The sequence below is a fragment of the Mycobacterium sp. NPDC048908 genome (genome assembly GCF_043197955.1).
GTDB lineage: Bacteria > Actinomycetota > Actinomycetes > Mycobacteriales > Mycobacteriaceae > Mycobacterium.
The window spans coordinates 51,465-77,522 of sequence record NZ_JBICUE010000022.1; the positions used below are offsets into that span (position 1 = coordinate 51,465).

General features: G+C 66.8%; 28 protein-coding genes. 15 read left to right on the forward strand and 13 right to left on the reverse strand.

From position 1 onward, the window contains the following. The first annotated feature begins 44 nt into the window (after positions 1-44). Genes ACGFK1_RS30945 through ACGFK1_RS30955 form a run of 3 tightly spaced genes read left to right on the forward strand, consistent with a single transcriptional unit; the run spans position 45 to position 1,920 of the window. Positions 45-1,292 carry an anion permease gene (locus ACGFK1_RS30945; RefSeq protein ID WP_393438931.1) on the forward strand — a complete coding sequence of 416 codons (1,248 nt, stop codon included), beginning with the start codon at positions 45-47 and terminating at the stop codon, positions 1,290-1,292. A 32-nt stretch (positions 1,293-1,324) separates the two neighbouring features. Then, positions 1,325-1,609, forward strand: coding sequence for a hypothetical protein (locus tag ACGFK1_RS30950; RefSeq protein ID WP_393438934.1), 285 nt, complete (start codon positions 1,325-1,327; stop codon positions 1,607-1,609). A gap of 5 nt (positions 1,610-1,614) precedes the next feature. After that, positions 1,615-1,920, forward strand: a complete 306-nt coding sequence (locus ACGFK1_RS30955; RefSeq protein WP_393438937.1) for a DUF3349 domain-containing protein — start codon at positions 1,615-1,617, stop codon at positions 1,918-1,920. Positions 1,921-1,922: 2 nt separating this feature from the next. Here the strand turns inward: ACGFK1_RS30955 and ACGFK1_RS30960 are convergent, their stop codons facing one another. The 4 genes from ACGFK1_RS30960 to ACGFK1_RS30975 are packed head-to-tail and all read right to left on the reverse strand — an operon-like array spanning position 1,923 to position 5,822. Continuing rightward, a complete protein-coding gene (locus tag ACGFK1_RS30960; RefSeq protein WP_393438940.1) occupies positions 1,923-2,294 on the reverse strand; it encodes a VOC family protein in 372 nt (123 codons plus the stop codon). Positions 2,295-2,317: 23 nt separating this feature from the next. After that, on the reverse strand, positions 2,318-3,865 hold the full coding sequence (locus ACGFK1_RS30965) for a long-chain-fatty-acid--CoA ligase (RefSeq protein ID WP_393438942.1): 1,548 nt from the start codon (positions 3,863-3,865) through the stop codon (positions 2,318-2,320). 2 nt (positions 3,866-3,867) lie between these two features. After that, positions 3,868-4,746 (reverse strand): SDR family oxidoreductase, encoded by an 879-nt coding sequence (locus ACGFK1_RS30970; protein WP_393438945.1) that lies wholly within the window; start codon positions 4,744-4,746, stop codon positions 3,868-3,870. Positions 4,747-4,790: 44 nt separating this feature from the next. Further along, a complete protein-coding gene (locus ACGFK1_RS30975) occupies positions 4,791-5,822 on the reverse strand; it encodes a hypothetical protein (RefSeq protein WP_393438948.1) in 1,032 nt (343 codons plus the stop codon). A 150-nt stretch (positions 5,823-5,972) separates the two neighbouring features. Here ACGFK1_RS30975 and ACGFK1_RS30980 point away from each other — a divergent pair, with 150 nt between their 5' ends. Next, complete coding sequence (locus ACGFK1_RS30980) at positions 5,973-7,049, forward strand: TerC/Alx family metal homeostasis membrane protein (RefSeq protein WP_393438951.1); 1,077 nt, start codon at positions 5,973-5,975, stop codon at positions 7,047-7,049. An 8-nt stretch (positions 7,050-7,057) separates the two neighbouring features. Here the strand turns inward: ACGFK1_RS30980 and ACGFK1_RS30985 are convergent, their stop codons facing one another. From ACGFK1_RS30985 to ACGFK1_RS31010, 6 genes are all read right to left on the reverse strand, one after another. Further along, positions 7,058-7,969, reverse strand: coding sequence for a 1,4-dihydroxy-2-naphthoyl-CoA synthase (locus ACGFK1_RS30985; protein ID WP_393438953.1), 912 nt, complete (start codon positions 7,967-7,969; stop codon positions 7,058-7,060). Continuing rightward, positions 7,966-8,409 (reverse strand): nitroreductase family deazaflavin-dependent oxidoreductase, encoded by a 444-nt coding sequence (locus ACGFK1_RS30990; RefSeq protein WP_393438956.1) that lies wholly within the window; start codon positions 8,407-8,409, stop codon positions 7,966-7,968. The genes ACGFK1_RS30985 and ACGFK1_RS30990 overlap by 4 nt, the downstream gene beginning before the upstream one ends. 195 nt (positions 8,410-8,604) lie before the next feature. Then, positions 8,605-9,291, reverse strand: a complete 687-nt coding sequence (locus ACGFK1_RS30995; RefSeq protein WP_393438959.1) for an HAD family hydrolase — start codon at positions 9,289-9,291, stop codon at positions 8,605-8,607. Then, entirely contained in the window at positions 9,292-10,494 is a 1,203-nt protein-coding gene (locus ACGFK1_RS31000) for an RNA polymerase sigma factor (RefSeq protein WP_393439023.1), read from the reverse strand. Between the two features lie 61 nt (positions 10,495-10,555). Beyond that, entirely contained in the window at positions 10,556-11,215 is a 660-nt protein-coding gene (locus ACGFK1_RS31005) for an enoyl-CoA hydratase-related protein (RefSeq protein WP_393438962.1), read from the reverse strand. Continuing rightward, positions 11,187-11,804, reverse strand: coding sequence for a TetR/AcrR family transcriptional regulator (locus ACGFK1_RS31010; RefSeq protein ID WP_393438964.1), 618 nt, complete (start codon positions 11,802-11,804; stop codon positions 11,187-11,189). Before ACGFK1_RS31010 ends, ACGFK1_RS31005 begins: the two co-directional genes overlap by 29 nt. Before the next feature lie 101 nt (positions 11,805-11,905). Here ACGFK1_RS31010 and ACGFK1_RS31015 point away from each other — a divergent pair, with 101 nt between their 5' ends. After that, positions 11,906-12,115 (forward strand): hypothetical protein, encoded by a 210-nt coding sequence (locus ACGFK1_RS31015; protein WP_393438967.1) that lies wholly within the window; start codon positions 11,906-11,908, stop codon positions 12,113-12,115. Positions 12,116-12,194: 79 nt separating this feature from the next. Here ACGFK1_RS31015 and fadD8 read toward each other — a convergent pair whose 3' ends face one another. After that, positions 12,195-13,805, reverse strand: a complete 1,611-nt coding sequence (gene fadD8, locus ACGFK1_RS31020) for a fatty-acid--CoA ligase FadD8 (protein WP_393438970.1) — start codon at positions 13,803-13,805, stop codon at positions 12,195-12,197. 67 nt (positions 13,806-13,872) lie between these two features. Between fadD8 and ACGFK1_RS31025 the strand changes: the two genes are divergently transcribed. Further along, complete coding sequence (locus tag ACGFK1_RS31025; protein WP_393438973.1) at positions 13,873-14,115, forward strand: DUF3253 domain-containing protein; 243 nt, start codon at positions 13,873-13,875, stop codon at positions 14,113-14,115. A gap of 84 nt (positions 14,116-14,199) precedes the next feature. On the opposite strand, the gene ACGFK1_RS31030 is transcribed toward ACGFK1_RS31025, so the two are convergent. Then, a complete protein-coding gene (locus ACGFK1_RS31030) occupies positions 14,200-14,658 on the reverse strand; it encodes a YciI family protein (RefSeq protein ID WP_393438975.1) in 459 nt (152 codons plus the stop codon). 140 nt (positions 14,659-14,798) lie between these two features. Here ACGFK1_RS31030 and ACGFK1_RS31035 point away from each other — a divergent pair, with 140 nt between their 5' ends. From ACGFK1_RS31035 to ACGFK1_RS31070, 8 genes are all read left to right on the forward strand, one after another. After that, the gene (locus ACGFK1_RS31035; RefSeq protein ID WP_393438978.1) at positions 14,799-16,406 is read left to right on the forward strand and encodes an amidohydrolase; all 1,608 of its coding nucleotides are present in this window, start codon (positions 14,799-14,801) and stop codon (positions 16,404-16,406) included. A 2-nt stretch (positions 16,407-16,408) separates the two neighbouring features. After that, positions 16,409-17,977: a long-chain-fatty-acid--CoA ligase gene (locus ACGFK1_RS31040; RefSeq protein WP_393438980.1), complete on the forward strand. Its 1,569-nt coding sequence runs from the start codon at positions 16,409-16,411 to the stop codon at positions 17,975-17,977. 9 nt (positions 17,978-17,986) lie between these two features. Continuing rightward, on the forward strand, positions 17,987-18,985 hold the full coding sequence (locus tag ACGFK1_RS31045) for an o-succinylbenzoate synthase (protein ID WP_393438983.1): 999 nt from the start codon (positions 17,987-17,989) through the stop codon (positions 18,983-18,985). Between the two features lie 191 nt (positions 18,986-19,176). Further along, positions 19,177-20,148, forward strand: coding sequence for a GlxA family transcriptional regulator (locus ACGFK1_RS31050; RefSeq protein WP_393438986.1), 972 nt, complete (start codon positions 19,177-19,179; stop codon positions 20,146-20,148). A 15-nt stretch (positions 20,149-20,163) separates the two neighbouring features. After that, a complete protein-coding gene (locus tag ACGFK1_RS31055; protein ID WP_393438988.1) occupies positions 20,164-20,892 on the forward strand; it encodes a DJ-1/PfpI family protein in 729 nt (242 codons plus the stop codon). A 65-nt stretch (positions 20,893-20,957) separates the two neighbouring features. Continuing rightward, positions 20,958-21,740: an alpha/beta fold hydrolase gene (locus tag ACGFK1_RS31060; protein ID WP_393438991.1), complete on the forward strand. Its 783-nt coding sequence runs from the start codon at positions 20,958-20,960 to the stop codon at positions 21,738-21,740. 2 nt (positions 21,741-21,742) lie between these two features. Beyond that, positions 21,743-23,374: a 2-succinyl-5-enolpyruvyl-6-hydroxy-3-cyclohexene-1-carboxylic-acid synthase gene (menD, locus tag ACGFK1_RS31065; RefSeq protein ID WP_393438994.1), complete on the forward strand. Its 1,632-nt coding sequence runs from the start codon at positions 21,743-21,745 to the stop codon at positions 23,372-23,374. Positions 23,375-23,474: 100 nt separating this feature from the next. Next, entirely contained in the window at positions 23,475-23,984 is a 510-nt protein-coding gene (locus ACGFK1_RS31070; protein ID WP_393438997.1) for a DUF3592 domain-containing protein, read from the forward strand. Here the strand turns inward: ACGFK1_RS31070 and ACGFK1_RS31075 are convergent. Next, positions 23,975-24,664 (reverse strand): DsbA family protein, encoded by a 690-nt coding sequence (locus ACGFK1_RS31075; protein WP_393438999.1) that lies wholly within the window; start codon positions 24,662-24,664, stop codon positions 23,975-23,977. The genes ACGFK1_RS31070 and ACGFK1_RS31075 overlap by 10 nt on opposite strands. Before the next feature lie 133 nt (positions 24,665-24,797). Here ACGFK1_RS31075 and ACGFK1_RS31080 point away from each other — a divergent pair, with 133 nt between their 5' ends. Beyond that, positions 24,798-25,925: a glycosyltransferase family 4 protein gene (locus tag ACGFK1_RS31080; RefSeq protein ID WP_393439002.1), complete on the forward strand. Its 1,128-nt coding sequence runs from the start codon at positions 24,798-24,800 to the stop codon at positions 25,923-25,925. The last annotated feature ends 133 nt before the right edge of the window (positions 25,926-26,058 follow it).

Below are 26,058 nucleotides of genomic sequence, written 5' to 3' on the forward strand. Positions count from 1 at the left end.
GGGTCGCTAGGCAAATGCCGGGTTTGCGCAGCAGAATTAGCGCCATGAGCGCAGAGACGATCATCCTGCTGTTGCTGATAGCAACGGCGCTGGCGTTCGACTTCACCAATGGGTTCCACGACACGGGCAACGCCATGGCGACGTCGATTGCCACGGGTGCGCTCAAGCCGAAGACGGCCGTGTTGTTGGCGGGCGTCCTCAACCTCGTCGGTGCGTTCCTCTCGGTGGAGGTGGCCGTCACGGTGACCACCTCGGTGCTCAAGGTGCAGGACGGCAAGACCGGCCACCTGATCCCGGCCATCACCCCGTCGATGGGTCTGACGATCATCTTCGCCGGCCTGATCGGCGGGATCCTGTGGAACCTGGTGACGTGGCTGTTCGGCATTCCGTCGAGTTCGTCGCACGCGTTGTTCGGCGGCTTGATCGGCGCCGGCCTGGCCGCGCTCGGCACCGCCGGAGTGAACTGGGGTGGCATCACCTCCAAGGTGCTCATCCCCGCGGTCGCCGCCCCCGTGATCGCCTGCCTCGTCGCCGCCTGCGGAACCTGGCTGGTGTATCGGCTCACCCGCAACGTGATGGCCAAGCGCCGTGAACAGGGTTTCCGCTGGGGCCAGATCGCGACCGCGTCGCTGGTCGCGCTGTCTCACGGCACCAACGACGCTCAGAAGACGATGGGTGTCATCGCGCTCGCGCTGATCACCACCGGCCACCTGACGGGCGACGTGAAGCAGAACGGCCTGCCGTTCTGGATCATCTTCAGCTGTGCCCTCGCCATCGGTCTGGGCACCTACATCGGTGGCTGGCGGGTGATCCGCACACTCGGAAAGGGTCTCGTCGAGATCGAGTCGCCGCAGGGCCTGGCCGCAGAAGCCTCCTCGGCCGCGATAATCCTCAGCTCCAGCGCCGCTGGAATGGCACTGTCGACCACCCACGTCGCGACCGGGTCGATCCTGGGAAGCGGCGTGGGCAAGCCGGGCGCGGAGGTCCGCTGGGCCGTTGCGGGGCGCATGGCCGTCGCGTGGTTGATCACCCTGCCGGCCGCGGCATTCGTTGGGGCACTTGCCTATTGGCTCTCCAGCGGAATCGAGTCGGTCACCGGGTCGGAACTGGCGGGAGACGGCGTGATCTTCGTCATCCTGGTCGCGCTTTCCGGCTACATGTGGTGGCGGGCCCAGCAGCAGAAGGTCGACAGCAACAACGTCAACGCCGATTGGGACGCCTCGACAAATTCGGTCGTGCCCGTCGAGGTGCGCGAGGCTTCGAAGGAAGCCACGCCAAAGGCCACGGTCTGATCGCCGCTCCCGGCTAGCAAAGGAAATCTGCGATGACGTATCTCGAAGCCATCATCAAGGTCCTCATCGTGGGACTCATCCTTGGCGCCGGACTGCCCGCGGTCTTCGCGGCGGGCATCGTCGCGTTCTCCGCTGGCGACGGCGGCGAACATCCGGACGGCACCGTCAGTGCACCCAACCCCGCGCTGAAGTTTCTCGGGTTGGCCTTGTTCGCGTTCGTCGGGGTGGTGATCCTGATCGCGATCCTGTGGATCACCAGGACGACGATCATCCATCACCTCGGTATCGACCCGTTCCCAATGCTGAAGAAGAGCTGAGGCTGATGACCCAGAACCGCAGTGTCGTCGACAACGTGCTCGGGTGGCTTCTCGCGGGGTATCCCGAAGGCATTCCGCAGAAGGACTACTTCCCTCTACTGGCGCTGCTGAAGCGGTCGCTGACCGAAGAAGAGGTGGTCAAGGCGGCGCAGGCGATCCTCAGGGCAAACGATTCCGACACCGTCACCGAGGGTGAGATCCGCGAGGCGGTGCATGCGGTGATCGAGAAGGAACCCAACCCCGAGGAGATCCACCAGGTCGCTGCGCGGCTGGCGTCCGTCGGGTGGCCGCTGGCGGCGCCGGTCCGCTGAGCTCAGCGCCTGGTGTCACGCCGCAGTGGGTGGTCCTCGGGCACCTGCACGAAGATCAGCAGCACCCCGTCGGGATCGACGACGTGCATTTCATGCAAACCCCACGGTTCCTGCTTTGCGCTGCGCACGATCTCGACGCCTCGGCTCGTGAGCTCTTCTTCGGTGGCGTAGACGTCGCGAACCTGAAGCCACATCGTCCCACCGGCACACGGTGACCCGTGGCCCGCGAGTTCGATCAGGGATTGGCCGGCGTAGAACACCGTGCCCGCGCCGTACTCGCGGGCGATCGCCAGGCCGAGCCGGTCGCGGTAGAACTGCAGCGACGCCTCATAGTCGGCCGGCCGTATCAGCATCCGGCTGGCCAGGATCTCCATGCTCCAGTGTCTATCACGCCGGGTCAGCCGATTTGGCGCCCGACACCCTCCCAATACGGTTCCCGCAGTGCGCGCTTGAGCAGCTTGCTGCTGGGCGTGCGCGGCAGCGCTGAGGTGAAGTCCACCGATTTGGGCAGCTTGAAGCCCGCGAGTCGGTCACGGGCGTAGGCAATCAACTCGGTGTCACGCGGGGTGGCACCGGCAACGGGAACCACGACGGCCTTGACCGCCTCGCCCCACCGCTCGTCGGGAACGCCGATGACCGCGACGTCGGCGACGGCCGGATGAGTCATGAGGACGTTCTCGACTTCGGCGGGCGATACGTTCTCGCCGCCGGACACGATCATGTCCTTCACCCGGTCGTGCAGATAGAGGTAGCCTTCGTCGTCGACGTAGCCGGCGTCACCGGTCTTCAGCCAGCCGTCCGGGGTGAGGGTGGCAGCCGTCGCATCGGGGTTGTTCCAATAGCCGAGCATGTTCTGCGCTGACCGTGTCCACAATTCGCCGACGCTGCCGGACGGCACGTCCACGCCTGCCTTGTCGACGATCCTGACGTCCACCCATGGATAGGGCTTGCCGCACGACCGCAGCAGGCCCGGCCGGCGAACCGGGTCGTGGTCGTCGAGTTGCGTTATGGAGCCGGTGGTTTCGGTCAGTCCGTAGACTTGCAGGAATTCGCAGCCGAATCGCTTCAGCCCCTTCACCAAGACGTCGTCGGTGATGGGGGATGCCCCGTAGACGACGGCGCGCACGTTGGAGAAGTCGCTGTCGCCGGGGGTGGACACAAGCATCTGGATCACCGCGGGCACCAGAAGCATGTTGGTGATGCGATGGCGCGCAACCGCATCGAGGATCGCCCGCGGATCGACGTCGCGCAGCACCACCGTGGTGCAGCCCTCGGACAGCCCGACCAACGCCCAACCCGAACCGGCCATGTGAAACATCGGCATCACCGCCAGGCTCGTGCTGTCGCAGTCGAACCGCCACCGCTCGGCGATGCCCGCGGCCTTGCTGAAGTAGTTGTGGTTGCTCAGCATCACGCCCTTGGGCGGGCCGGTGGTGCCTGAGGTGTACATCAGGAACGCCACGTCGTCGGATTCCGTTGTCATGCCGGGATCTTCGGCCGGGTGATCGGCGACCCATGCGTCGAAGCCGGGCCAGCGGGGATGCGTACCGACCGCGACGATCGAGGCCGCCAACCGGTCCTCGATGGCTTCGACATGGTCGTAGAACTCTGCGCCGACGATGATGACCTTCGCCTGCGCGTCGTCGACGATGTGCAGCATCTCGCGCGGGGCCAACCGCCAATTCACCGGCACACCGATGGCTCCCAGTTTGGCCAGCCCGAACACCACCTCGAAGAATTCGGCGCTGTTCTTCTCGATGAACGCAACTCGGTCCCCGAAGCCCACCCCGGCAGCCGAAAAAGCCTGCGCCGCTTGGCTACTCCTGACGTCGAGTTCGGCGAAGGTGATGCGGCGGTCACCGACCACCAGCGCGATCGCGTCGGGCCGCTTGCCCGCGTGCACACGAACGATGTCGGCGATGGTGGTGATTTCGGGTGACGGCATTGTCAGTCGGTCGGCTGGACCCGCTGCCGCTTCATGATCGCGTCAACGGCGTTGGGCGCGAAGCTGTTCACGGCATGCGCGGTGACGGCCATCCGCGGGGCGATGCGCACGGGGCGGGTGCGCGCCGCGGTGATCATCCAGTCGGCGGCCTCCGCGGATGTCAAACCGGGCAGCCCGTCGTATGCGCGGGTCGGTGCGATCATCGGCGTCTTCACCAACGGGTAGTACAGCGTTGTCGAGTGCACACCCTTGTCCGCCCACTCGGTTTCGATGACTCGGCTGACCGCCGACAGCGCCGCCTTTGAAGCGTTGTACACCGAAAAAAGTGGCGAGGATTCGCTGAGCACACCCCACGTCGACACGTTGATGATGTGGCCGTCGCCGCGCTCGATCATGCCGGGCGCGATGCCGCGGATCAGCCGCAGCGGGGAGTAGTAATTCAGCGTCATCGTCCGCTCGACGTCATGCCAGCGGTCCAGCGACTCGGCCAGCGGTCTGCGGATCGAGCGCCCGGCGTTGTTGATCAGGATGTCCACGCCGCCGAGGTCGTGATCCACCTTGGCGACCAGTTCGTCGACGGCGTCGAGATCGGACAGGTCCACCGCGTGTGCCGTCGCATCGCCGCCCGCCTCGGTGATGCGGTCGACGACCGCGCCGAGCAGGTCCTGTCTGCGGGCCACCACAACCACCCGGGCGCCGCGCCGGGCGAACTTCTCGGCGGCTGCTTCGCCGATGCCCGATGAGGCGCCGGTCAGCAGCACGCGCTTGCCGGTGAGGTCGATGGGGTCACGTCGGCGGCGCAGCGCCCGCTCAGTCAGGGCAGGTCGCATGCTGTTCAGCAGCAAGCCCTCGGACAGCCGGCGCAGCGGACTCTTGCTCACGAATCCTGAGTTTAGGTGGCCTAGTTTTCGGGGGTGTCCGCGCGCTAGCGGGAGCAAGTCTCGTATTTGTTGATCAGCGCCTGCTCGGCAGGGATCGGCCGGTACACCAGCGGGTCGTGTTTGGTGCAGCCGCCGATGGTCACCGAGACCGGCCCCCTGGCTGTGCCCTGGTCGCCGATGTGGCCTGAAGGCTCGTCGCTGGCGGTGTAGAGCACGGGCGCGGGAAGCGTGGCAGCAATCGGCAGGTGCCGCTGCGCCAACTGCAGTGCGACGGCGACGTCGCGTGAGCGCGTCGTCTCCTCGGAGATCCAGATCGGGGGCGTGTTGGGCCCGTTTATCCGCAGTCGGACGAAGTGGCGGATTGCCTGATCGGCGTTGAGGCGGTTCCACACGTCGAGTTCGGCGGCGGTGGGCAGCCGTCGCGACGTCACGATCTGCGCGGGATGGTCCTTGCCCGCGTTGACCGTCCAGTCGATCCCGGCGAGGTGCGCATACCGGTCGGTGAGGGTGCGTGCGGTGGCGGCCACGCCGGTGTAGTCGGCACCGCCGTTGAGCGTGATGGTGGCGTGATTGGAGTGACCGAACTCCTGGATCGGCATCTGGCCACCGGGGTGCTCGATGGTGGCGCGGAAACGCACTGTGGCGCCCGGGAATTCGCGCCGCAGGGCCACCCAGTCGTTGGACTGCCGCACGATCTGGTCGGTGTTGACGATCGGCAGTCGCCCGTTGTCGACGGCGAACAGGTTCCAGCCGTTACGCACGTCCAACTCGGCTCGGTAACCGGCGTACTTGCCGGTTCGAAGCTGCCGCAGGTACCTGGCGGTGATCAGCTTCAGTTGGTCGCCCGTCATGTTCTCCGCAACGTCGAGGTACACCGTGAAGTAGACCAGGCCCTGCGCGCGGCTGTCGGCGAAGTCGTAGCTGGCGTTGACGACCCCGGGCATCTCGCGGAGTCGGTCGGTGAACGATGCGACGTCGGCGCGCCGGTCGGGAGGGTTGGCGCCGCACGCGGCCACCACGGCGACCAGCAGCGCGACGACCCCGGCGAGCAGGCGGTGACGGTGCTGAGAAAACATCGGCGCCGAGTGTAGGTCGAGTATCTGTCGATGAGTATTCGGCGGCACCGTCGTCTGGTTCGACAAAATTCTGCAGCGCGAACTATAGTTCTGCTCGTTCGTGGAGGGGAGTATTCCTCGCGCGGCACCGTCGTCATCACGGACGGCCACATGGCCGGCCCGGCGGTGCCGGCCCCGGCCAAGGCCGCGGGCGGAAGAGACCTCCGGACCGTTGCTTCGTGCCGTCCGGAGGTCGACGTGGTTTCTGTTGTCTCACCACTGGTTTGGGCCGTCACCGTGGTGGCGTTGCTCGCGATCATCGTGCTCGATCTGACCGTGATCGCCCGACGGCAGCGCACCGTCAGCACTACGGATGCAGTGCGTTGGGTGCTCGTCTACGTCGGGCTGGCCGCGGTGTTCGCCACAGGGCTGTTCGTTTTCTTACCGGGGTCGGCGGGCCAGCAGTTCGTCGCCGGCTACATCACCGAGTACAGCCTCAGCGTCGACAACCTGTTCGTGTTCATGATCATCATGGCCCGCTTCGGAGTGCCCGCCCTCGCGCAGGACAAGGTGCTCTACATCGGGATCGTGCTGTCCCTGGTGTTGCGCGCGGCGTTCATCTTCGCGGGCGCGGCGGCCATCGCGGCGGCGAGCTGGGTGTTCTACCTGCTCGGCGGTTTCCTGGTGTACACCGCGATCCAATTGGCCCTCGAAGACCCCGACGACGAACCCGACTTCCACCACAATGCCGTGCTGCGGTTCCTGCACCGGATCCTGCCGATCAGCGACGACTACGACGGCCGCCGCCTGGTCACCCGCCAGGGCAGGCGCCGCAAGTTCACCCCGCTGGTCATCGTGATCGCCGCGATCGGCATGGCCAACGTCGTGTTCGCGCTGGATTCGATCCCCGCGATCTTCGGGCTGACCAGCGACGCCTACATCATCTTCACCGCCAACGCGCTGGCCCTGATGGGCCTGCGGCAGCTGTACTTCCTGATCGAGGGGCTGCTCGAGAAGGTGGTCTACCTCAGCAAGGGGCTGGCCGTCATCCTCGGCTTCATCGGCGTGAAGCTCGTCATCGAGGCGCTGCACGGGTCGCATCTCGACGACTTCGGCTCATTCCACCTGCCGGAGATCGGGACCGTGACGTCGCTGCTGTTCATCGTCGCCACGTTGGCCGTCACGACCGCGCTGAGCATGCTGAAGACCAACCGGGACGCGCGCCGCGCGGTCGCCGAGACCGAGTGACACCTAGCTCAGAAGTAGCGGGGGAACGGCGTCCAATCCGGCTCGCGCTTCTGCAGGAACGCGTCGCGGCCCTCGACGGCCTCGTCGGTCATGTACGCCAGCCGCGTTGCCTCACCGGCGAACAGCTGCTGGCCGACCAGCCCGTCGTCGGTCAGGTTGAACGCATACTTGAGCATCCGGATCGCCTGCGGTGACTTGCCGTTGATGGCCGAAGCCCATTGCAACCCAACGGATTCCAGGTCGGCGTGGTCGACGACCTCGTTCACCGCGCCCATCGCGTGCATCTGCTCGGCGGTGTAGGGCCTACCGAGGAAGAAGATCTCGCGAGCGAACTTCTGACCCACCTGCTTCGCCAGATACACACTGCCGTATCCGCCGTCGAAGCTGCCGACGTCGGCGTCGGTCTGCTTGAACCGCGCGTGCTCGCGACTGGCCAGCGTCAGATCGCACGTCACGTGCAGGCTGTGCCCGCCACCCGCCGCCCATCCGTTGACCAGGCAGATGACCACCTTCGGCATGAACCGGATCAGCCGCTGCACCTCGAGGATGTGCAGCCGACCCGCGCGGGCCGGGTCGACCGTCTCGGCTGTCTCGCCGGAGGCGTACTGATAGCCACTGCGGCCACGGATGCGCTGATCGCCGCCGGAGCAGAATGCCCAGCCGCCGTCCTTGGGCGACGGCCCGTTGCCGGTCAGCAGGATCACGCCGACGTCCGACGACATCCTGGCGTGGTCGAGCACCCGGTACAACTCGTCGACGGTGTGCGGCCGGAACGCGTTGCGCACCTCAGGCCGGTCGAAGGCCACCCGCACCGTCGGCTGCGGTCGGCCGTCCACGACGTGCCGGTGATAGGTGATGTCGGTCAGGTCGAAGCGGTCGACGGGCTGCCACGCGGTCGGGTCAAAAGGGTTGTCGCTCATGCGGTCACGGGATCCAGCCGGAAGACGGCCAGTCGACCGGCCAAAGCTTCGAACTCGTCGGGATTCGGACCGGTGACCAGGCCGGTGTTCTTGATGAAATCGACGCCGGAGGGCACTTCGATCGGAAACGCCCGCAGCAGCGGCCGTGCCTCGTCGGCTGACATCTCGACCATCTGGATGGTTTCCGCGCGCCTGCCCGCGTGCAGCGTGGCCCTGCCCGCGGCCCGCGCGTTGGCGGCCCAATCCGAGTCGGGCAGACCAGCCACCACGTAGCGCTTGCCGTCGACCGTCATCGGTGTGACCGGCGTCGACCGCGGTTTACCGGTCTTACGGCCAGGGACTGTCAACACGGCGGGCCCGAAGCTCACACCGAGTCGCTGGATGCCGATCATCACCTTGTTCACGTACTTCAGCCACCACGGCAATGCGCTCTTGGACATGCCGCTAACGCTACTCAAGCGGGGTCGATGCGGAACACGGGCAGGCACGCCTCATCACCCGATATCACCCGATATCACCCGATATCACCTGATATCACCGGCGACATCGAGTTCGCGAAGCGTCTCATGGTCCGGACAGCCCATTTCTCGACCATGCGTGCCGTCTGTAACTCGATATCACCGGCGATATCCCGGTCATATCGTCACGCCATGGTCGGCGATTGCCGCGAGTAAGCCGTCGGCTCGCTGGGCGGTCGGCAACGGGTCGACCAGGCTGAATCCGCAGCCGATCGCGCGGGCGCCGCCGTCGGCCTCGTCGCTGTCGCCGACCATCACAGCGCGCCCGGCCTCGACGCCGAGTCGAGACAGTGCGGCCTGAAAAATCGCGGCGTCCGGCTTGATAGCGCCCACCTCGAAGGAGAGCACGAACTCGTCGACGTACCCGGCCACGCCGAGCGCCGCGAACGCCGGGCGAACGTCGAACGCGATGTTCGACACCACGGCGGTCTTGATGCCCTGTCGATGCAGGCCCTCGAGCACGTCGGCGGTGTCCGGATACGGCGTCCAGTTCAGCGGGTCGATCACCAGGCCGTAGAGCGCCTCGGCGTGATGGTCGGCGAGCCCCGATTCGCGCAGCACGTGCAGATACGCCTCCCGATGCAGATGCGGCGCGAGATCGCGGTTGACCCAGGCGTGGTACGCCTCTGGAGTCATGTCGACGTGCTGGCCGGTGGGCGCCGTCAGCCTGCGCATCAATTCGGCCTGCACATGGCCGCCGACGTGACGCTCGTCGACCTCGATGCCTTCGAACCAGCTGTCGTCCTCTTCGAGTCGAAACAGCGTCCCGGAATAGTCGAATAGAACGGCGTCCACCGGGCCCATCTAACCACGCGCCCGAGACGCTTTGCCCTGCAATACTTCTCGTTCACGTTCGTTGTCGGTCATGGTCGCCGCCCTTTCGAATTCGTCCGCCGCCTCGGTGTGCCGACCCAGCCGGGACAGCAATTCGCCGCGCACGCTGGGCAGCAGATACGATCCGTCCAACCCGTCGATGCTGTCGACGATCTCCAGCGCGTCCGCGGGGTTCGAGGCCATCGCCACCGCGACCGCGCGGTTCAGTTCGACCACGGGCGACGGTGCCACCTGCCGCAATCCGTCGTACAGCAGCACGATGCGCGCCCAGTCGGTATCCGCGGCCGTCGGTGCGACGGCGTGACATTCGGCAAGCGCGGCCTGCAGTGCGTACGGCCCCCACCCGCTGCCGTTGCGCTGCAACGCATTCGCCGCGCGCTCCAGCGCGGCCACACCACGTTGAATCTGCGCGCGGTCCCACTTTCCGCGGTCCTGGTCCTCGAGCAGAACGGGTCTGCCGTCGGCGTCGGTGCGGGCCGCGAACCGCGACGACTGAAATTCCATCAGCGACACCAACCCGTGCACTTCGGCCTCCTCGGGCACCAGCGCGGCCAGGACCCTGCCGAGTCGCAGCGCTTCACTGCACAGCTCATCGCGGATCCACCGCTGCCCGAACGACGCGGAGTAGCCCTCGTTGTAGATCAGGTAGATCACGGCGAGCACCGCCGACAGTCGCTTCGGATACTCCGACCGGTCGGGCACCTCGAACGGCACCTTCGCCGCCGCCAACGTCTTCTTGGCGCGGGTGATGCGAGCGGCGACCGTCGCCGTCGACGTCAGGAACGCGCTGGCGATCTCGTCGGTGGTCAAGCCCCCGACCACGCGCAGCGTCAACGCGATCTGACCCTCCCGCGACAGCACCGGATGTGACGAGATGAAGATCAGCCGCAACACGTCGTCGTCGATGCGGTCGGGGTCCCACGCCTCGTCAATCTGATTCTCGAGATCGTGGGCCAGCGCCGCGTACTTGGCGTCCAGGTTCTGCTGGCGGCGCCAGTGGTCGACGGCCTTGCGCTTGGCGACGGTCGTCAGCCACGCGCCCGCGTTGCGCGGCACCCCCGCCGACGGCCATTGCGTGAGCGCGTCGACGAGCGCTTCCTGCGCCAGATCCTCGGCGAGACCGACGTCGCCCACCATGCGGGTCAGTGTGGCGACGATCTTGGCCGCCTCCATCCGCCATACCGCATCGACGGTCTGCTGTAGATCCGGCACGTGCCCATTGTGCCGACCCGGCTCACGCGGTACCGCGCAGCGCCGCGGTGGCGTTGGCGAACATCGTCGATTTGATCGCCCGCAAAGTGCCGGGGTCCTTACCCTTCAACGGCGTGACCATTTCGACGGCCGTCGAAACCACCTCGTGCTCCGAGGCGGTGGCGGTCACCAGGCCGATCGCCGCGGCGTCGGCGCCGCCGTAACGCCTGCCGGTCGTCATCGCCTCCACGGCCGCCGCCGGGGTCAGCTTCGACTGGATGAGTGCGGCCATGCCAGGGGTGAACGGGATGTGGATGTCCACCTCGGGGAAGCAGAAGAAGCCGCGGTCGACCCGCATCACCCGAAAGTCGTGAGCCATCCCGAGCATCGACCCGGCGCCGAATGCGTGGCCGTTGACGGCTGCCACGGTCGGGACGGGTGCCACCAGCACGCGGGCGAGCAACTGCTGGACCTGATCGACATACCAGTCGCCTCGATCACTATGCGCGCCAAGCCAATCCAGGTCCAGGCCGTTGGAGTAGAACTTGCCATCGCCGGTGGTGACCAGCGCCTTGGCTTCGCCGGCGTCGACGCGGTCGAGCAAGCCGTTGACGGTTTGCAGCCACCCGGGCGAGAACCGATTCTCGTCGTCGCCGAGGTTCAACACGGCGATGTCATCGGTGATTTCGAGATGTGCGGGCATCCTTTTCCTCCTTGACGGACAGAATCGCTTCAACGGCGGCCGCGAGTCGGCGGCGGGTCTCGGCGGTCGGTGGCATCGGCCTGCGCAACATCAGCCCGGTGGGCAGGCCGACGACGCAGTCCTCGATCACCGCGACCGACGCGGCGTCCTTGCGACCCCACATCGCCACGGACAGCCGGATCAGCATGTCGCGCAGGTCGCCTTCCAGCGCGCGCAGTTCGGTCTGAACGTCGGCGGGCGCATCGCCGATCAACTCGTCGCGCGGGATGGCCAGCCACAATCGCGCCGACGCCGGGTACTGCTTGCTGAACACCGCTGGCGCATCGGCGGCGGCGATGATAGCCCGGACGGGGTCGTACTCGGCGTCGACGGCCTGCCTCTGAAGGGTGAGGAAGCGGCGGGCGGCGCGCACCCAGGCGCGGCCGACAAGCCCACCGCGGGAACCGAATGCGTGGTAGATGGCGCCGTTGGAGATGCCGGCGCGTTCGGCTACCGCGCGGATGGTGACGGCGGTGACGCCTCCCTCGACGGCGAGGTCTTCGGCCGCGTCGAGCACCGCGTCGCGGTCGTACACCTGGGGCCGGGCCATGACCGCGAACGTAACAGAGCAGATGCTCTGTTATCAAATGGCTGCATGACACGCCGTGGCAATTCGGGCGCCGGCAACCATCGGAGGCGGACAGTAGTGCCATGGCACACAAGCTCGTCATCGCCTACCGCGAAGGGCGAAAGGCCTTCGGGCAGACGTTTCTCAACCCCTACGCCGGGATGGGTGACCGTGCCGTGGCCAGGATGTGGCGGCTCGGGTGGCAACGCGCCGCCGAGGAGAGTCGCGGCATCCCGCCCGAAGCGGAGCGCATCGAGCGACTGCGCGCGGAGATCGACGCGCTGCTGGATTAGCCTCTCCGCGCGACTGACCGTGTCTGTACGACGACACGCCGCTTTTGCGCGGGCAAAAGGGGTCGCTCGCGCAAGATGATCAGCCCACGGCGCGCTCGGCGCCCGCCCAGAACTGTGCGCGCACCGCCTTCTTGTCCGGCTTGCCCAGCGCGGTCACCGGCACCGAGTCGACGACGATCACCTGCTTGGGCGACTGCACCGAGCCCTTCCGTTCCTTGACCGCCGCCTGGATCTCGGCGGTCATCTGCGCGACGGCCGCCTCGGACCGGTCGGCGTCGGGCCGCAGCACCACCACGGCCGTCACGGCCTCGCCCCATTTCTCGTCGGGCGTGCCGATAACGCAGACCTGTGCGACCGAAGGATGCTCTGCGACAACGTCTTCCACTTCCCGCGGAAAGACGTTGAAGCCGCCGGTGACGATCATGTCCTTGGTCCGGTCGACGATGTACCAGTAGCCGTCGGAGTCCTCGCGGGCCAGGTCGCCGGTGTGCATCCAGCCGTCACGGAACGTCTCGGCCGTCGCCTCAGGCTTGTTCCAGTAGCCGCCGGACACCAGCGGACCCGACACGCAGATCTCGCCGACCTCGCCCTGCGGCACCGGGTTCCCGTCGCTGTCGAGGAGTGCCGTTCGCGCGAACACCGTCGGGCGCCCGCATGACGTCAACCGCTTCTCGTCGTGGTCGCCCTTCGGCAGATAGGTGATCACCATCGGCGCCTCGGACTGGCCGTAGTACTGCGCGAAGATCGGGCCGAACCGGCGGATGGCCTCGGCCAGCCGCACCGGGTTCATCGCCGAGGCGCCGTAGTACACGGTCTCCAACGACGACAGGTCGCGGGTGTGCGAATCGGGATGATCCATCAGCGCGTAGATCATCGACGGCACCAGCATGGTCGCCGTGATCTTCTGCTCCTCAATGGTTTTCAGCACCTCGGCGGGGTCGAACTTGGTCAGCACGAACAGCTGGCCGCCCTTGATGATCGTCGGCACGAAGAACGCCGCGCCCGCGTGCGACAGCGGCGTGCACATCAAGAACTTGGGTCGCTCAGGCCATTCCCACTCGGCGAGCTGAATCGTGGTCATCGTGGTGATCGACTGCACGGTGCCGATCACACCCTTCGGCTTGCCGGTCGTCCCACCGGTGTAGGCCATGCCGCCGATGTGATCCGGCGGAAGGTCGGCGGCGACCAGAGGCTGGGGTGTGTACTTGGCCGCCTCGGCGGTCAGGTCCACCGCTGTGACGTCGCTGTCGGCGAGCTCGTCCGGCACCGGCCCGATGGTGAGCACCTGCTTGAGGCCGGGCACCTTCTCCAACAGACCCTTGGCCCGTTCGACGAACATCGGGTTCGGATCGATGATCAGCGAACTGACGCCTGCGTCGTTGAGCACATAGGCGTGGTCGTCCAGGGAACCGAGAGGGTGTAGTGCCGTGCGGCGGTAACCCTGCGTCTGCCCGGCACCGAGAATCATCAGCACCTCCGGCCGGTTCAGCGACAACAACCCGGTCGCCACACCGGAGCCCGCGCCGAGCGCCTCGAAGGCCTGAATGTACTGGCTGATGCGTTCGGCCAGCTCACCGCCGGTCAATGTGGTGTCGCCGAGGAACAGCACCGGCTTGTCCTTGTTGCGCTTCAGCGCGCCGACTGTGAGGTGCCCAGAGTGGATGGGATGACGCAGCAGCGAGTCGCTCATGACTTCAGATTAGAACGTGTTACAGAAACGGTGGCAAGCGCCGCTTGATCCGGCTTGACTGGGCGGGGTGAACCAGGAACTGCGTGCGGCGATCCTCGACCTCGCGCGCGAGCGCGGGCCTGCCAAGACCATTTGCCCCTCAGACGCCGCCCGCGCCGTCGGCGGAGACGGCTGGCGTGACCTGATGGAGCAGGCCCGCGAGATCGCCAGGACGCTCGCCAAGACCGGGGAGGTGGAGATCACCCAACGCGGGAAGGTCCTCGACCCGGACGCGACCTGGCGCGGACCGATCCGGATCCGCGCCAGGTAGCCGACGTCATATCCGCCGAAACTGTATTCCAGCAGGCGCGTACTCGACTTTTTCCTGCCGGAATACAGTTTCGGCGCACCGGTTTCAGCGTCCCGCGGCTTTGGCGGCCTGGTCGGCGACCTTCTGGGCCAGGTCGGCCCGCCACTGGATCTCCTTCTTGACCCACGGGTTGTCGGGGGCGAACTGCTCGATCTCCGACACCCGCCGCACCTCGAGCTTGACGCCAGCACCCAGCGGGCACTTCCGCGCCCACTGCTTGGCCTCCTCCTTCGACGACACGTCGAGGATCCAGAACCCGTTGAACAATTCCTTGGCCTCGGTGTACGGGCCGTCGGTGACCACCGGCGGATCGGCGTTGAAGTCCACGACGAAGCCCTCCTCGGGTCCGGTCAGGCCCTCGCCGGCCAGCATCACGCCGGCCTTGATGAGCTCTTCGTTGTAGCGGCCCATCGCCTCGATGACTTCGTTGAAGTCGATGTTCTGCTCGGCCATGGCCTGCTCGGCCTCGGGCGTGGATCGCATGATCAGCATGTAACGCGACATTGTGTGTCTCCTCTGGGAACGGGGCCCGTCCATTGTTGTCTGCAAGTGGCCCTCGCACAGACGTCGAATGGGCACCGATCGAAATCGACACGGCAGCCGAAATTCTTCGAAGACTTTTCGCGCACTGCGAGGATGGCGGCATGCCCACAGCTGACCTGGTCATTCGCGGCACCGTCCTCACCGTCGACGAGCGAACGCCCACCGCGGAAGCCCTCGCGGTGACCGATGGCCACATCGTCGCGGTCGGCAACACCGCGGACATCGAGAGCTGGATCGGCCCGGCGACGCAGACAATCGACCTCGGCGACGGCTGCGTGATGCCGGGCTTGGTTGAGGCCCACGGGCATCCGTTGATGGAGGCGATCGTGCTCTCGGATCGGATGGTCGACATCCGGCCCGTCACGATGACGAAGGCCGACGACGTCGTCGCGGCGATCCGCGCCGAGGTCGCCAAACGCGGCGATGCGGGGGCCTACCTGAACGGCTGGGATCCGCTGCTGCAGCCCGGCCTCCCGGAGCCCACCCTCGACTGGCTCGACGGAATCGCCCCGGACTACCCGCTGGTGATCATCCACAACTCCGGGCACAAGGCCTTCTTCAACAGCGCGGCAGCCAAGCAATCGGGCCTGAGCCGGGACACCCCCGACCCGAAGGGTTCACGCTACGGCCGCGACGCGAACGGAGACCTCGACGGCACCGCCGAGGAGACCGCCGCCGTGTTCAGCCTGTTGACCGGGGCGATCCAGCCCAGCGACTACCCGGCGATGCTGCACGCCGAACTGGCGCGGCTCAACCGCGCCGGGTTGACCACCTGTTCGGAGATGGCGTTCGAGCCGGCCTTCCGGCCCGTGCTCGAGCAGATGCGCGACGACCTCACGGTGCGCCTGCGGGTGTACGAGATCTCCAACGCCGAGATGACGACGGACGTGACGCCGGACAACGGCGACGACGTGGTGCGGCAGGTCGGCATCAAGATCTGGGTCGACGGCTCGCCGTGGATCGGCAACATCGACCTGTCGTTTCCCTATCTCGACACCGACGCCACCCGCACCATCGGCGTGATCCCAGGCTCGTGCGGGCACGCCAACTACACCCGCGAACAGCTCACCGAGATCGTGCACACCTATTTCCCCAAAGGCTGGCCGATGGCCTGCCACGTGCAGGGCGACGCAGGCGTCGACACCATCCTGGACATCTACGAGGAGACGCTGAGGCGCTGGCCGCGCGACGACCACCGGTTGCGCCTCGAACACGTCGGCGCGATCCGCGACGAGCAATTACAGCGCGCCAGCGACCTCGGCGTCACCTGCAGCATCTTCGTCGACCAGATCCACTACTGGGGCGACATCATCGTCGACGGCCTGTTCGGTCCCGAACGCGGAACACGTTGGATGCCTTGCAATTCCGCGCTGAAGACCGGTATGCGGATCTCGCTGCACAACGATCCGCCGGTGACGCCGGAGGAGCCGCTGCGCAATATCGCCGTCGCGGCCACTCGCGTCGCACCGAGCGGGCGGGTGATCGGTCCCGAGGAGCGGATCACCGTCGAACAGGCCATCCGGGCGCAGACGCTCGACGCGGCATGGCAGCTTTTCTCCGACGACGTCATCGGGTCACTGGAAGTCGGCAAGTACGCCGACATGGTCGTGCTGTCCGCCGACCCGCGCACGGTGCCACCGGAGGCCATCGCCGACCTGGAGGTTCGCGCAACTTTCCTGGCAGGCAAGCAGGTTTATGGCACGCTCTGATCATGGTCGACCTGCCTGAACCGCGTTTCCTCGACGAACGAGCCGCCCACTGGGCCGACGCCAAGCCCGACGCCGAGGCGTTCACCTACCTTGACCGGACGTGGACCTGGGCGCAGTGGAACGACCGCGTCCGCAGGCTCGCGGGCGCGTTGCGGGAACGCGGCGTCGAGCGCGGCGACGTGGTGGCGTTCCTCGACAAGAACCACCCTGCTTGCGTCGAGTTGACGATCGCCGCCGCGTCGCTGGGTGCGGCCAACGCAATCATCAACTTCCGGCTTGCCGCCGACGAACTCGACTACGTGCTCAACGACTCGGGTGCCAAGCTGCTGATCGTCGGCGAGGAACTCAAGCCGGGCATCGACAAGATCCGCGGTGATCTGACCAACGTCGAACACGTCGTCACGGTGACACCCGAGGGCGGTGACGGTGACGAGTACGAGGCACTGCTGGCGGGCGCGACGGCCGTTGGCCGCGGCGACGACGTGCAACCCGACGACGTCTGCATCATCATGTACTCGTCGGGCACCACCGGCCGACCCAAGGGTGTCGAGCTGACGCAGGCCAACATCATCGCGCACACGGTCAACGCACACGAGGGCTTCGAGTTCGACGAGGGCGACAAGAACATGGTGTCGATGCCGCTGTTTCACGTCGGCGGCTCGTCGTATGTGCAATTCGGTATCCACGACGGCTTCCCGAGCATCATGACGCGTGACGTCGACGGAATGACGCTGGCGGGCGCAATTCTCAAGGGCGCCAACAGAACTTTCCTGGTTCCCGCGGTACTGGCCAAGGTGCTGGAGTCGGGCGAAGACGCCGTGAAGCTGTTCGGTGCGCTGAAGACGTATGCCTACGGGGCGTCGCCGATGCCGCTGCCGCTTCTGCGTGCGGCACTGGAGGCGTGGCCGAACACCGACTTCATCCAGGCCTACGGCTTGACCGAATTGTGCGGCGTCATCAGCCACCTGCTGCCAGAGGCGCATCGCGATCCTGGTAAAGAGGAGCGGCTTTCGAGCGCGGGGACATTGGTGCCGAATGCCGAGGTGCGGGTGGTCAACCCCGACACGCTGCAGGATGTGCCGGAGGGCGAACAGGGCGAGTTGTGGTTCCGCTCACCGCAATTGATGAAGGGCTATCACAACAAACCGGAGGCGACGGCGGAGGCGATCACCGAGGACGGCTGGTTCCGCACCGGCGACATCGGCCGCGTCGACGACGGTGGCTACGTCTTCGTCGAGGACCGGCTCAAGGACATGATCATCTCGGGCGGGGAGAACATCTACTCAATCGAGGTGGAGCGGGTGCTCGCCGAACATCCGGCGGTGGTCGACGTCGCGGTCATCGGCGTACCCGACGAGAAGTGGGGCGAGGTGGTGAAAGCCGTTGTCCAACTCGAGGGTGAGGCGTCCGAGCAGGACCTGATCGCATACTGCCGCGAACATCTTGCGGCCTACAAGTGCCCGAAGACCGTCGACGTCAAGGACGAATTGCCACGCAACCCGACCGGCAAGATCATGAAGAAGGACCTGCGCAAGCCGTACTGGGAGGGCCGCGACCGCGCCACCGTCTAGCCTGATCCGGTGACCCCGCCGCTGGACGACCTGCTGGACCGTCTGCACGTCGTCGCGCTGCCGATGCGAGTTCGCTTCCGCGGCATCATGATTCGCGAGGTCGCGCTGTTCGACGGGCCGGCGGGCTGGGGTGAGTTCGGACCGTTCCTCGAGTACCAGCCGCCCGAGGCGGCGCACTGGCTGGCTGCGGGCATTGAGGGGGCCTACACCAAGCCACCCGGGATCAGGCGCGACCGCATCCCGATCAACGCCACCGTGCCCGCCGTCAAAGCCGCCGAGGTGCCCGATGTGCTCGCGCGCTTCCCCGGCGCGCGCACCGCCAAGGTGAAGGTCGCCGAGCCGGGCCAGTCGTTGGCCGACGATGTGGCTCGGGTCAACGCCGTTCGTGCACTGGTGCCGACGGTGCGCGTGGACGCCAACGGCGGCTGGACGGTGGCGCAGGCCGCCGCGGCCGCCACCGCACTCACCGCCGCCGGCCCGCTCGAATACATCGAGCAGCCGTGCAAGACCGTGCCCGAACTCGCCGAAGTCAGACGCCGCGTCGAGGTGCCGATCGCAGCCGACGAGAGCATCCGCAAGGCCGACGACCCGCTGCAGGTCGTGCATGCCGGCGCCGCCGACGTCGCGGTGCTCAAGGTGGCGCCGCTCGGCGGCGTGCGCAAGTTGTTGGACATCGCGGCGCAGATCGACATCCCGATCGTGGTGTCCAGCGCGCTGGATTCGGCGGTCGGCATCGGCCACGGCCTACTGGCCGCGGCCGCGTTGCCGGACTTGCCGCACGCCTGCGGCCTTGGCACCGGGGGGCTCTTCGTCGAGGACGTGGCCGCGCCGACGCCACCCGTCGACGGCTATCTGCCCGCCGAACGGGCGACGCCCGACCCGGCTCGCCTCGATGCACTCAAGGCGCCTTCCGAACGCAGGCGGTGGTGGATCGCCCGCATCGCGGAGTGCTACTGCGCCGTTCCTCCGAATCCTGCGACGGCTGAAGCGACTCCGGATGTCGAGTAGGCACCTACGCAAGCAAAGCCAGTGAACCGGGGTTCGCCGGCCCGATGCAGCGGCACTTCCGCAAGGGTTTGGCCTCTTCAGTGGCGTTCAGCCAGGCGGTCGGCCGGATAAAGAAGCTGTGAGCACGTGTTGTCCTAATGTGTGGGGACCGTGGCCTAGACGCCACGACGGCGGTCGCCAACACTGAAGACATGCGATCGGTGGTGGTCCTCGGCTATCCGGGCGTTCAGGCTCTCGACCTGGTCGGCCCGTTCGAGGTGTTCACCGGCACCACCATCTACTTGGCCGGCGAGGGCCGCGCGGACGAGGGTTACGCCGTCAGCGTCGTTTCCCGCGGCGGCGAACCGGCCACCACGCTGACCGGACTCGCGCTGGCGGCGCGGCCGTTGCCGGATCCGCGCGAGCCCATCGACACCCTGGTGCTGCCCGGTGGCATCGGGGTCGACGACGCGCGACGCGACCCGGACACCCTCGGCTGGATACAGATCGCCGCCGAGAACGCCCGTCGCGTGGTCAGCGTCTGCACCGGCGCGTTCCTGTGCGCGCAGGCCGGGCTGATCAACGGCTGCGTCGCGACCACCCACTGGGCGTTCGCCGAGCAGATGTCGCGTGAATTCCCTTCTGTCACAGTTGATCCCGAACCCATCTTCGTCCGCAGCTCCGAGAAGATCTGGACCGCGGCGGGCGTCACCGCAGGCATCGACCTTTCTCTGGCGCTCGTCGAGGACGACTATGGCACCGAGGCCGCGCAGACCGTGGCCCGCTGGCTGGTGCTGTACCTGCGCCGGCCCGGCGGCCAGGCGCAGTTCGCGGCGCCGGTGTGGATGCCGCGGGCCAAGCGCGCACCGATCCGCGAGGCGCAGGACGCCATCGAGTCGGAACCCGGTGCGTCGCACAGCATTCCGGAGCTGGCCCGACGTGCGGCGATGAGCCCTCGGCACTTCACCCGGCTGTTCACCGAAGAGATCGGCGAGGCGCCGGGCGCCTATGTCGAACGAATTCGCACCGAAGCCGCCCGCCGCCAGCTCGAGGAGACAGACGACACCGTCACGGCGATCGCCGCTCGGTGCGGCTTCGGATCGGCCGAGACGCTACGGCGCAATTTCGTTCGACGGCTTGGCGTTTCGCCAGACCAATACCGCAGGACCTTCACAACTGCCTAATCAAAGGAGATGGCAATGACGCAGATCGCAATCGTGGTGTATCCGGGCTTCACCGCGCTGGACTTCATCGGGCCCTACGAGGTGCTTCGCAGCCTGCCCGACGCGGAGGTTCGGTTCGTCTGGCACTCGCCGGGACCGATCGGCGCCGACTCGGGTGTGCTGCTTGTGGGGGCCACGCACTCGTTCGACGAGACGCCGTCGCCGGACATCGTCCTGGTGCCCGGAGGCATGACGACGTTCGAACATGCCCGCGACCAGAAGCTGCTCGACTGGGTGCGGCGGGCCGACCAGACGACCGCCTGGACCACGTCGGTGTGCTCGGGCTCGGTCATCCTGGCAGCGGCGGGTCTGCTGGAGGGGAAGCGGGCGACCTCTCACTGGATGGCGTTGCCGATGCTGAAGACGTTCGGTGTCACGCCGGTCGACGATGAGCGGATTGTGCACGAGGGCAAGATCGTGACCGCCGCAGGGGTGTCGGCGGGCATCGACCTCGGGCTGTGGCTGGTGGGCCGTCTCGTCGGCGAAGCCAAGGCCAAGGCAATTCAGCTCGTCATCGAATACGATCCGCAGCCGCCGTTCGACTCCGGTCACATGTCCAAGGCCTCGGCCGCCACCAAGGCCGCCGCGACCGCGATGCTCGGGAAGGAGACCGTGAAGCAGGGTCAGCTCGTGCCGTCAACGCTTCTGCTGTGGAACGCGGCGATCGACAGGGCCCGCTCGAAGCGCCGCCGCGTCAAGGTCTGATCGCCAGCTGAGCTCGTCGAGTACGGCGTGTCCCGCCATCACCGCCGTCAAGTAGCGTCGTCGGCGTGAATCTGGCCTACGACGATCGCGGCAGAGGCGACCCGGTGCTGTTCATCGCTGGTCGCGGCGGCGCGGGACGGACCTGGCACTTACATCAGGTTCCGGAGTTCCTCCGGGCGGGGCATCGGTGCGTGACGTTCGACAACCGTGGCATCGGCGCGACCGAGAACGCCGCGGGCTTCACGACGGAAACGATGGTCGCGGACACCGCGGCGCTGATCGAGAAGCTCGATCTGGCGCCGGTGCACATCGTGGCCGTGTCGATGGGCTCATTCATCGCCCAGGAGCTGATGGTGGCCAGACCCGAACTGGTGCGGTCGGCGGTGCTGATGGCCACCCGCGGCCGCCACGACCGCACCCGCGACTTCTTCCGCAACGCGGAACTGGAGTTGGCGCGCTCCGGCGTCGAGCTACCAGCGTCATACGACGCGAAAGTGCGCCTGCTGGAGAACTTTTCGCCCACGACGCTGAACGACGACGTGGCCGTGCGGGACTGGATCGACATGTTCACCATGTGGCCGACCAAGTCGACGCCCGGCGCGACCACCCAGGTGTCGATCGCGCCCGATGGCAACCGGCTTGCCGCATATCGGAGTATCAAGGCCCCGGTGCTCGTCATCGGCTTTGCTGACGACGTGGTGCTGCCCGCGCACCTGGGCAAGGAGGTCGCCGACGCGATCCCCAATGGTCGCTACCTGGAAATTCCGCACACCGGCCACCTCGGCTTCATCGAACGGCCGCAGGTCGTCAACGCCGCGGCGCTCAAATTCATCGCCGATAGTCTGTAGTGGTGAACCCATCGACTGCGCAGGCCCGCGTGGTCGTCGACGAACTGATTCGCGGCGGCGTAAGGGACGTGGTGCTGTGCCCCGGTTCGCGTAACGCGCCGCTGGCGTTTGCCCTGCACGACGCCGACCGTGCAGGCCGCATCCGCCTGCATGTCCGCATCGACGAGCGCACCGCAGGCTATCTGGCCATTGGTCTCGCGGTTGCCGAGCGCGCGCCGGTCTGTGTGGCGATGACGTCGGGCACCGCGGTGGCGAACCTGGGGCCCGCGGTGGTGGAGGCCAACTACGCCAGGGTCCCGCTGATCGTGCTGAGCGCCAACCGGCCCTACGAACTGCTCGGCACGGGCGCCAACCAGACCTTCGAGCAGATGGGCTACTTCGGCACCCAGGTGCGCGCCAACATCAGCCTCGGCCTTGCCGAAAACGCCCCAGAGAAGATGGACGCGCTCAATGCGCAGTGGCGCTCGGCGACATGCCGAGTTTTGGTGGCCGCCACCGGATCTCGCACCGCGAACGCCGGCCCCGTGCAATTCGACATCCCGCTGCGCGAGCCGCTCGTGCCGGACGCGCACGAAGATCCGGCGACCGGCTACGCCCCGGAGGGAAGGCCCGGCGGCAGGCCGTGGACATACACGCCGCCAGTGACGTTCGATCAGCCACTCGACATCGACCTGACTCCGGACACCGTCGTGATCGCCGGGCACGGCGCGGGCGCGCATCCCAACCTCGCGATGCTCCCGACCGTCGCCGAGCCCACCGCCCCGCCCGCCGAGAATCCGCTGCACCCGTTCGCGCTGCGACTGGTGCGCCCGCAGCAGGTGATCATGCTGGGTCGCCCGACGCTGCACCGGCCGGTATCGGCCCTGCTGGCCGACCCGTCGGTGCCGGTGTACGCGCTGACCACCGGGCCGCGCTGGCCCGACGTGTCGGGGAACTCGCAGGCCACCGGCACCAGGGCGGTGACGACGGGCGCGCCGAACCCGGCGTGGCTGAACCGCTGTGCCGAGGTGAACCGGCATGCGGTCGAGGCGGTGCGCAGCCAACTCGAATCGCATCCGCTGACCACGGGACTGCACGTCGCGGCGGCCGTCGCCGACGCCGTCCGGCCAGGGGATCAACTGGTGCTCGGCGCGTCGAATCCGGTGCGCGACGTGGCACTGGTCGGCCTCGATGCGCGGGGAATCAAGGTGCGGTCCAACCGCGGCGTCGCGGGCATCGACGGCACGGTGTCAACGGCGATAGGGGCCGCGTTGGCACACGCGGGCAGGACGATCGCGTTGATCGGTGACCTGACGTTCGTGCACGACAGTTCGGGACTGCTGATCGGGCCGACGGAGCCGACACCGCGCAACCTGACCATCGTGGTGTCCAACGACAACGGCGGCGGCATCTTCGAACTGCTCGAGCAGGGCGACCCCAGGTTCGCCGATGTCTCGTCGCGGATCTTCGGCACACCGCACGACGTGGACGTCGGCGCACTGTGCCGGGCGTATCACGTGGAAAGCAGCCAGATCGAGGCCGATCAGCTGGCTGGTGCGCTCGGCGAACCGTTCGATGGGATGCGGGTGCTGGAGGTGAAGGCCGACCGGTCGTCGCTGCGGGCGTTGCACGCATCGATCAAGGCTGCCCTGTGAGCGGGGCGAACGAGGCTGCACTGTGAGCGGGGCGAACGAGGCTGCACTGTGAGCGGGGCGAACGAGGCTGCCCTGTGAGCGGGGCGAACGAGGCTGCCCTGTGACGCAGTTGATCAGCCTGTGGCACTGGTTGATTCCGCGTCTGGCCAAGGATCCGAATGAAACCCGCAGCCAGCGCGTGTTCCGGCGGATTCGAATCGGGATCATCATCACCGCATGCCTTGTCACGCTGCAGTCGGTACTTCTGGTGCTCGGCGCGTGGCGCAACGATCGCCAGATCGAGCGCCACATGGGCGTGGCTGAGGCGAATGTGCTCAATGCGGGACCCCGGCGCTCGACCATCGAGTTCGTCACCCCGGATCGCGTTACCTACCGGCCTGAACTCGGGGTGTTGTACCCGTCGGAGCTGGAAAACGGGATGCGGATCTACGTCGAGTACGACACGAACAATCCGGATCTGGTTCGGGTACAAGACCGTAACGCGTCGCTGGCGATCATTCCAGCGGGCTCGATCGCGGTGGTCGGCTGGCTGATCGCCGGCGCGGCGCTGGCCGGCGTGACGTTGGTCGAGAGGCGGATGACGAAAACGACTGCAACGGTTCAGGATTGAATGAACTTGGTCAACCAGTCGTTGTCGTAGATGTCGAGTTTCTCGCCCTTGTCCAGGTCGTAGACGGTGGGCGTGCCCATCTCGGTGGAGTCGATCTCGTAGAGGAATTCGAAGTTGGCGTCGTCCATGTCCTTGACGTCGACCGCGGACCCGCCGCCCTTGATGTTTTGCGCGACGGCGTCGGGCATACCCGCCTTCTTCGCGTAGTCCGCGAGCTCGTCTCCAGTGGGTGGTTTACCGCCTGGCCGCTGGTTGGCCCAGACGTTTTCAACGAAGCGCTGAAATTCGGTGCCCGTCGCCGTGACGGCGGGCGAGCCGGCCTTCTCCGCGGCCAGAAACAGCGCGTTGCTGACCTGACCCGAGTAGCCGTCGGTCCTGTCGTCCATGAAGATCATCGGCCGGTAAGTGACCTCGAGTTGGCCGACCGCGATGTGGTAAGCGAGTTCGTCGCCGAAGTCGTGCTGCAGATCCGCACAGTGGTTGCATTGCGGCTCGGTGTAGATCTCGATCTTCTTCGGCGCGTTGCCGAACCCCGCGACGATCCCGAAGCCGTCCTTGCTCACCGACAGCGGCGGCTTGTCCGGATCGGGGGCCGCGGTGCCGGTGATCTGCTTGGTGCAGCCGACCGCGGTGATCATCAGGGCTGCCGTGATCAGCGCGATACCCCGGGAAATCCGCATGTCAACCGCCCTTCTTTGTGCGCACGATACTCGAATCGGCAACCGCACGAAGCCTGATCATCGGCACGAGGTTTTCGCGTGTCGTATGCCCTGAGGCAACCTTTGCGACAGCCGTCGATGGGACAGTCGTGGCGTGCGCGTTGCAATCGTCGCAGAGTCGTTCCTCCCGAACGTCAACGGCGTTTCGAATTCGGTGCTTCGGGTCATCGAGCATCTCCGCCGTACCGGACACGAGGCCCTCATCATCGCGCCGGACAACCCGCGTGGCGAACCGCCCGCCGACAAGATCCACGACGGTATCCGTGTGCATCGGGTGCCGTCGCGGATGTTCCCGAAGATCACCTCGCTGCCCCTTGGTGTGCCGAGGCCGCGGATGGTGAACGTGCTGCGCGGCTTCGACCCCGATGTGGTGCACCTGGCGTCGCCCGCCCTGCTCGGCTACGGCGGCCTGCACGCGGCGCGCTTCCTCGACGTGCCGACCATCGCCGTATTCCAAACGGACATAGCCGGTTTCGCGGAGAGCTACGGCATCGGCTTCACGTCCCGCGCCGCGTGGGCATGGACGCGGCATCTGCACGGCCGCGCCGACCGCACCCTGGCGCCGTCGACCGCCGCGATGGAAGATCTGACGGCACACCGCATTCCGCGGGTGCACAAGTGGGCGCGCGGCGTGGACATCACCGGCTTCGCACCGTCGATGCGCGACGATGCGCTGCGGCGCAGCTGGTCGCCCGAGGGCAAGCCGATCGTCGGGTTCGTCGGACGACTCGCGCCGGAGAAGCACGTCGAGCGGCTCGCGCCCCTTGCCGGGCGCGGCGAGTGCCAACTCGTCGTCGTCGGCGATGGCGTCGACCGCGCAAAGCTCGAAAAGCTGTTGCCGTCAGCGGTTTTCACCGGAGCGCTATACGGCGGCGACCTCGCCGCGGCGTACGCCAGCATGGACGTGTTCGTCCATCCCGGCGAGCACGAAACGTTCTGTCAAGCCGTGCAGGAGGCCATGGCGTCCGGCCTGCCCGTCGTCGCCCCCGATGCGGGCGGTCCGCGCGACCTGGTCGCACCCTACCGCACCGGGCTGCTGTTGGACGTCGACGAATTCGAGCGCAAGCTGGCCGAATCGGTCGACCATCTGATCGCCGAACGGCCGCGCTACTCGGTGGCCGCTCGCCGCAGCGTGCTGGGCCGCACCTGGCCCGCGATCTGCGACGAACTGCTGGGCCACTACGACGACGTCATCGGTCAGCGCCGCGCCAAAGCCGCCTAATCTCTTCCGCCGAGCAGACGCAAAGCTGACCTTTTTTCGCGGCGGTTTCTAGCGCTGGGTGCAACAGCTTCTTGTTGAGGGGTTGTCATGAGGGTTCCGCGTTATCCGTTTGTGGGTCGTCGGTTCTGGGAGT

Coding starts and splice junctions, on each gene's coding strand:
- ACGFK1_RS30945 (WP_393438931.1), top strand. CDS start 45: ATGAGCGCAGAGACGATCATCCTGCTGTTGCTGATAGCAACGGCGCTG.
- ACGFK1_RS30950 (WP_393438934.1), top strand. CDS start 1,325: ATGACGTATCTCGAAGCCATCATCAAGGTCCTCATCGTGGGACTCATC.
- ACGFK1_RS30955 (WP_393438937.1), top strand. CDS start 1,615: ATGACCCAGAACCGCAGTGTCGTCGACAACGTGCTCGGGTGGCTTCTC.
- ACGFK1_RS30960 (WP_393438940.1), bottom strand. CDS start 2,294: ATGGAGATCCTGGCCAGCCGGATGCTGATACGGCCGGCCGACTATGAG.
- ACGFK1_RS30965 (WP_393438942.1), bottom strand. CDS start 3,865: ATGCCGTCACCCGAAATCACCACCATCGCCGACATCGTTCGTGTGCAC.
- ACGFK1_RS30975 (WP_393438948.1), bottom strand. CDS start 5,822: ATGTTTTCTCAGCACCGTCACCGCCTGCTCGCCGGGGTCGTCGCGCTG.
- ACGFK1_RS30980 (WP_393438951.1), top strand. CDS start 5,973: ATGGCCGGCCCGGCGGTGCCGGCCCCGGCCAAGGCCGCGGGCGGAAGA.
- ACGFK1_RS30985 (WP_393438953.1), bottom strand. CDS start 7,969: ATGAGCGACAACCCTTTTGACCCGACCGCGTGGCAGCCCGTCGACCGC.
- ACGFK1_RS30990 (WP_393438956.1), bottom strand. CDS start 8,409: ATGTCCAAGAGCGCATTGCCGTGGTGGCTGAAGTACGTGAACAAGGTG.
- ACGFK1_RS30995 (WP_393438959.1), bottom strand. CDS start 9,291: ATGGGCCCGGTGGACGCCGTTCTATTCGACTATTCCGGGACGCTGTTT.
- ACGFK1_RS31000 (WP_393439023.1), bottom strand. CDS start 10,494: ATGGAGGCGGCCAAGATCGTCGCCACACTGACCCGCATGGTGGGCGAC.
- ACGFK1_RS31005 (WP_393438962.1), bottom strand. CDS start 11,215: ATGCCCGCACATCTCGAAATCACCGATGACATCGCCGTGTTGAACCTC.
- ACGFK1_RS31010 (WP_393438964.1), bottom strand. CDS start 11,804: ATGGCCCGGCCCCAGGTGTACGACCGCGACGCGGTGCTCGACGCGGCC.
- ACGFK1_RS31015 (WP_393438967.1), top strand. CDS start 11,906: ATGGCACACAAGCTCGTCATCGCCTACCGCGAAGGGCGAAAGGCCTTC.
- fadD8 (WP_393438970.1), bottom strand. CDS start 13,805: ATGAGCGACTCGCTGCTGCGTCATCCCATCCACTCTGGGCACCTCACA.
- ACGFK1_RS31030 (WP_393438975.1), bottom strand. CDS start 14,658: ATGTCGCGTTACATGCTGATCATGCGATCCACGCCCGAGGCCGAGCAG.
- ACGFK1_RS31035 (WP_393438978.1), top strand. CDS start 14,799: ATGCCCACAGCTGACCTGGTCATTCGCGGCACCGTCCTCACCGTCGAC.
- ACGFK1_RS31040 (WP_393438980.1), top strand. CDS start 16,409: ATGGTCGACCTGCCTGAACCGCGTTTCCTCGACGAACGAGCCGCCCAC.
- ACGFK1_RS31050 (WP_393438986.1), top strand. CDS start 19,177: ATGCGATCGGTGGTGGTCCTCGGCTATCCGGGCGTTCAGGCTCTCGAC.
- ACGFK1_RS31055 (WP_393438988.1), top strand. CDS start 20,164: ATGACGCAGATCGCAATCGTGGTGTATCCGGGCTTCACCGCGCTGGAC.
- ACGFK1_RS31075 (WP_393438999.1), bottom strand. CDS start 24,664: ATGCGGATTTCCCGGGGTATCGCGCTGATCACGGCAGCCCTGATGATC.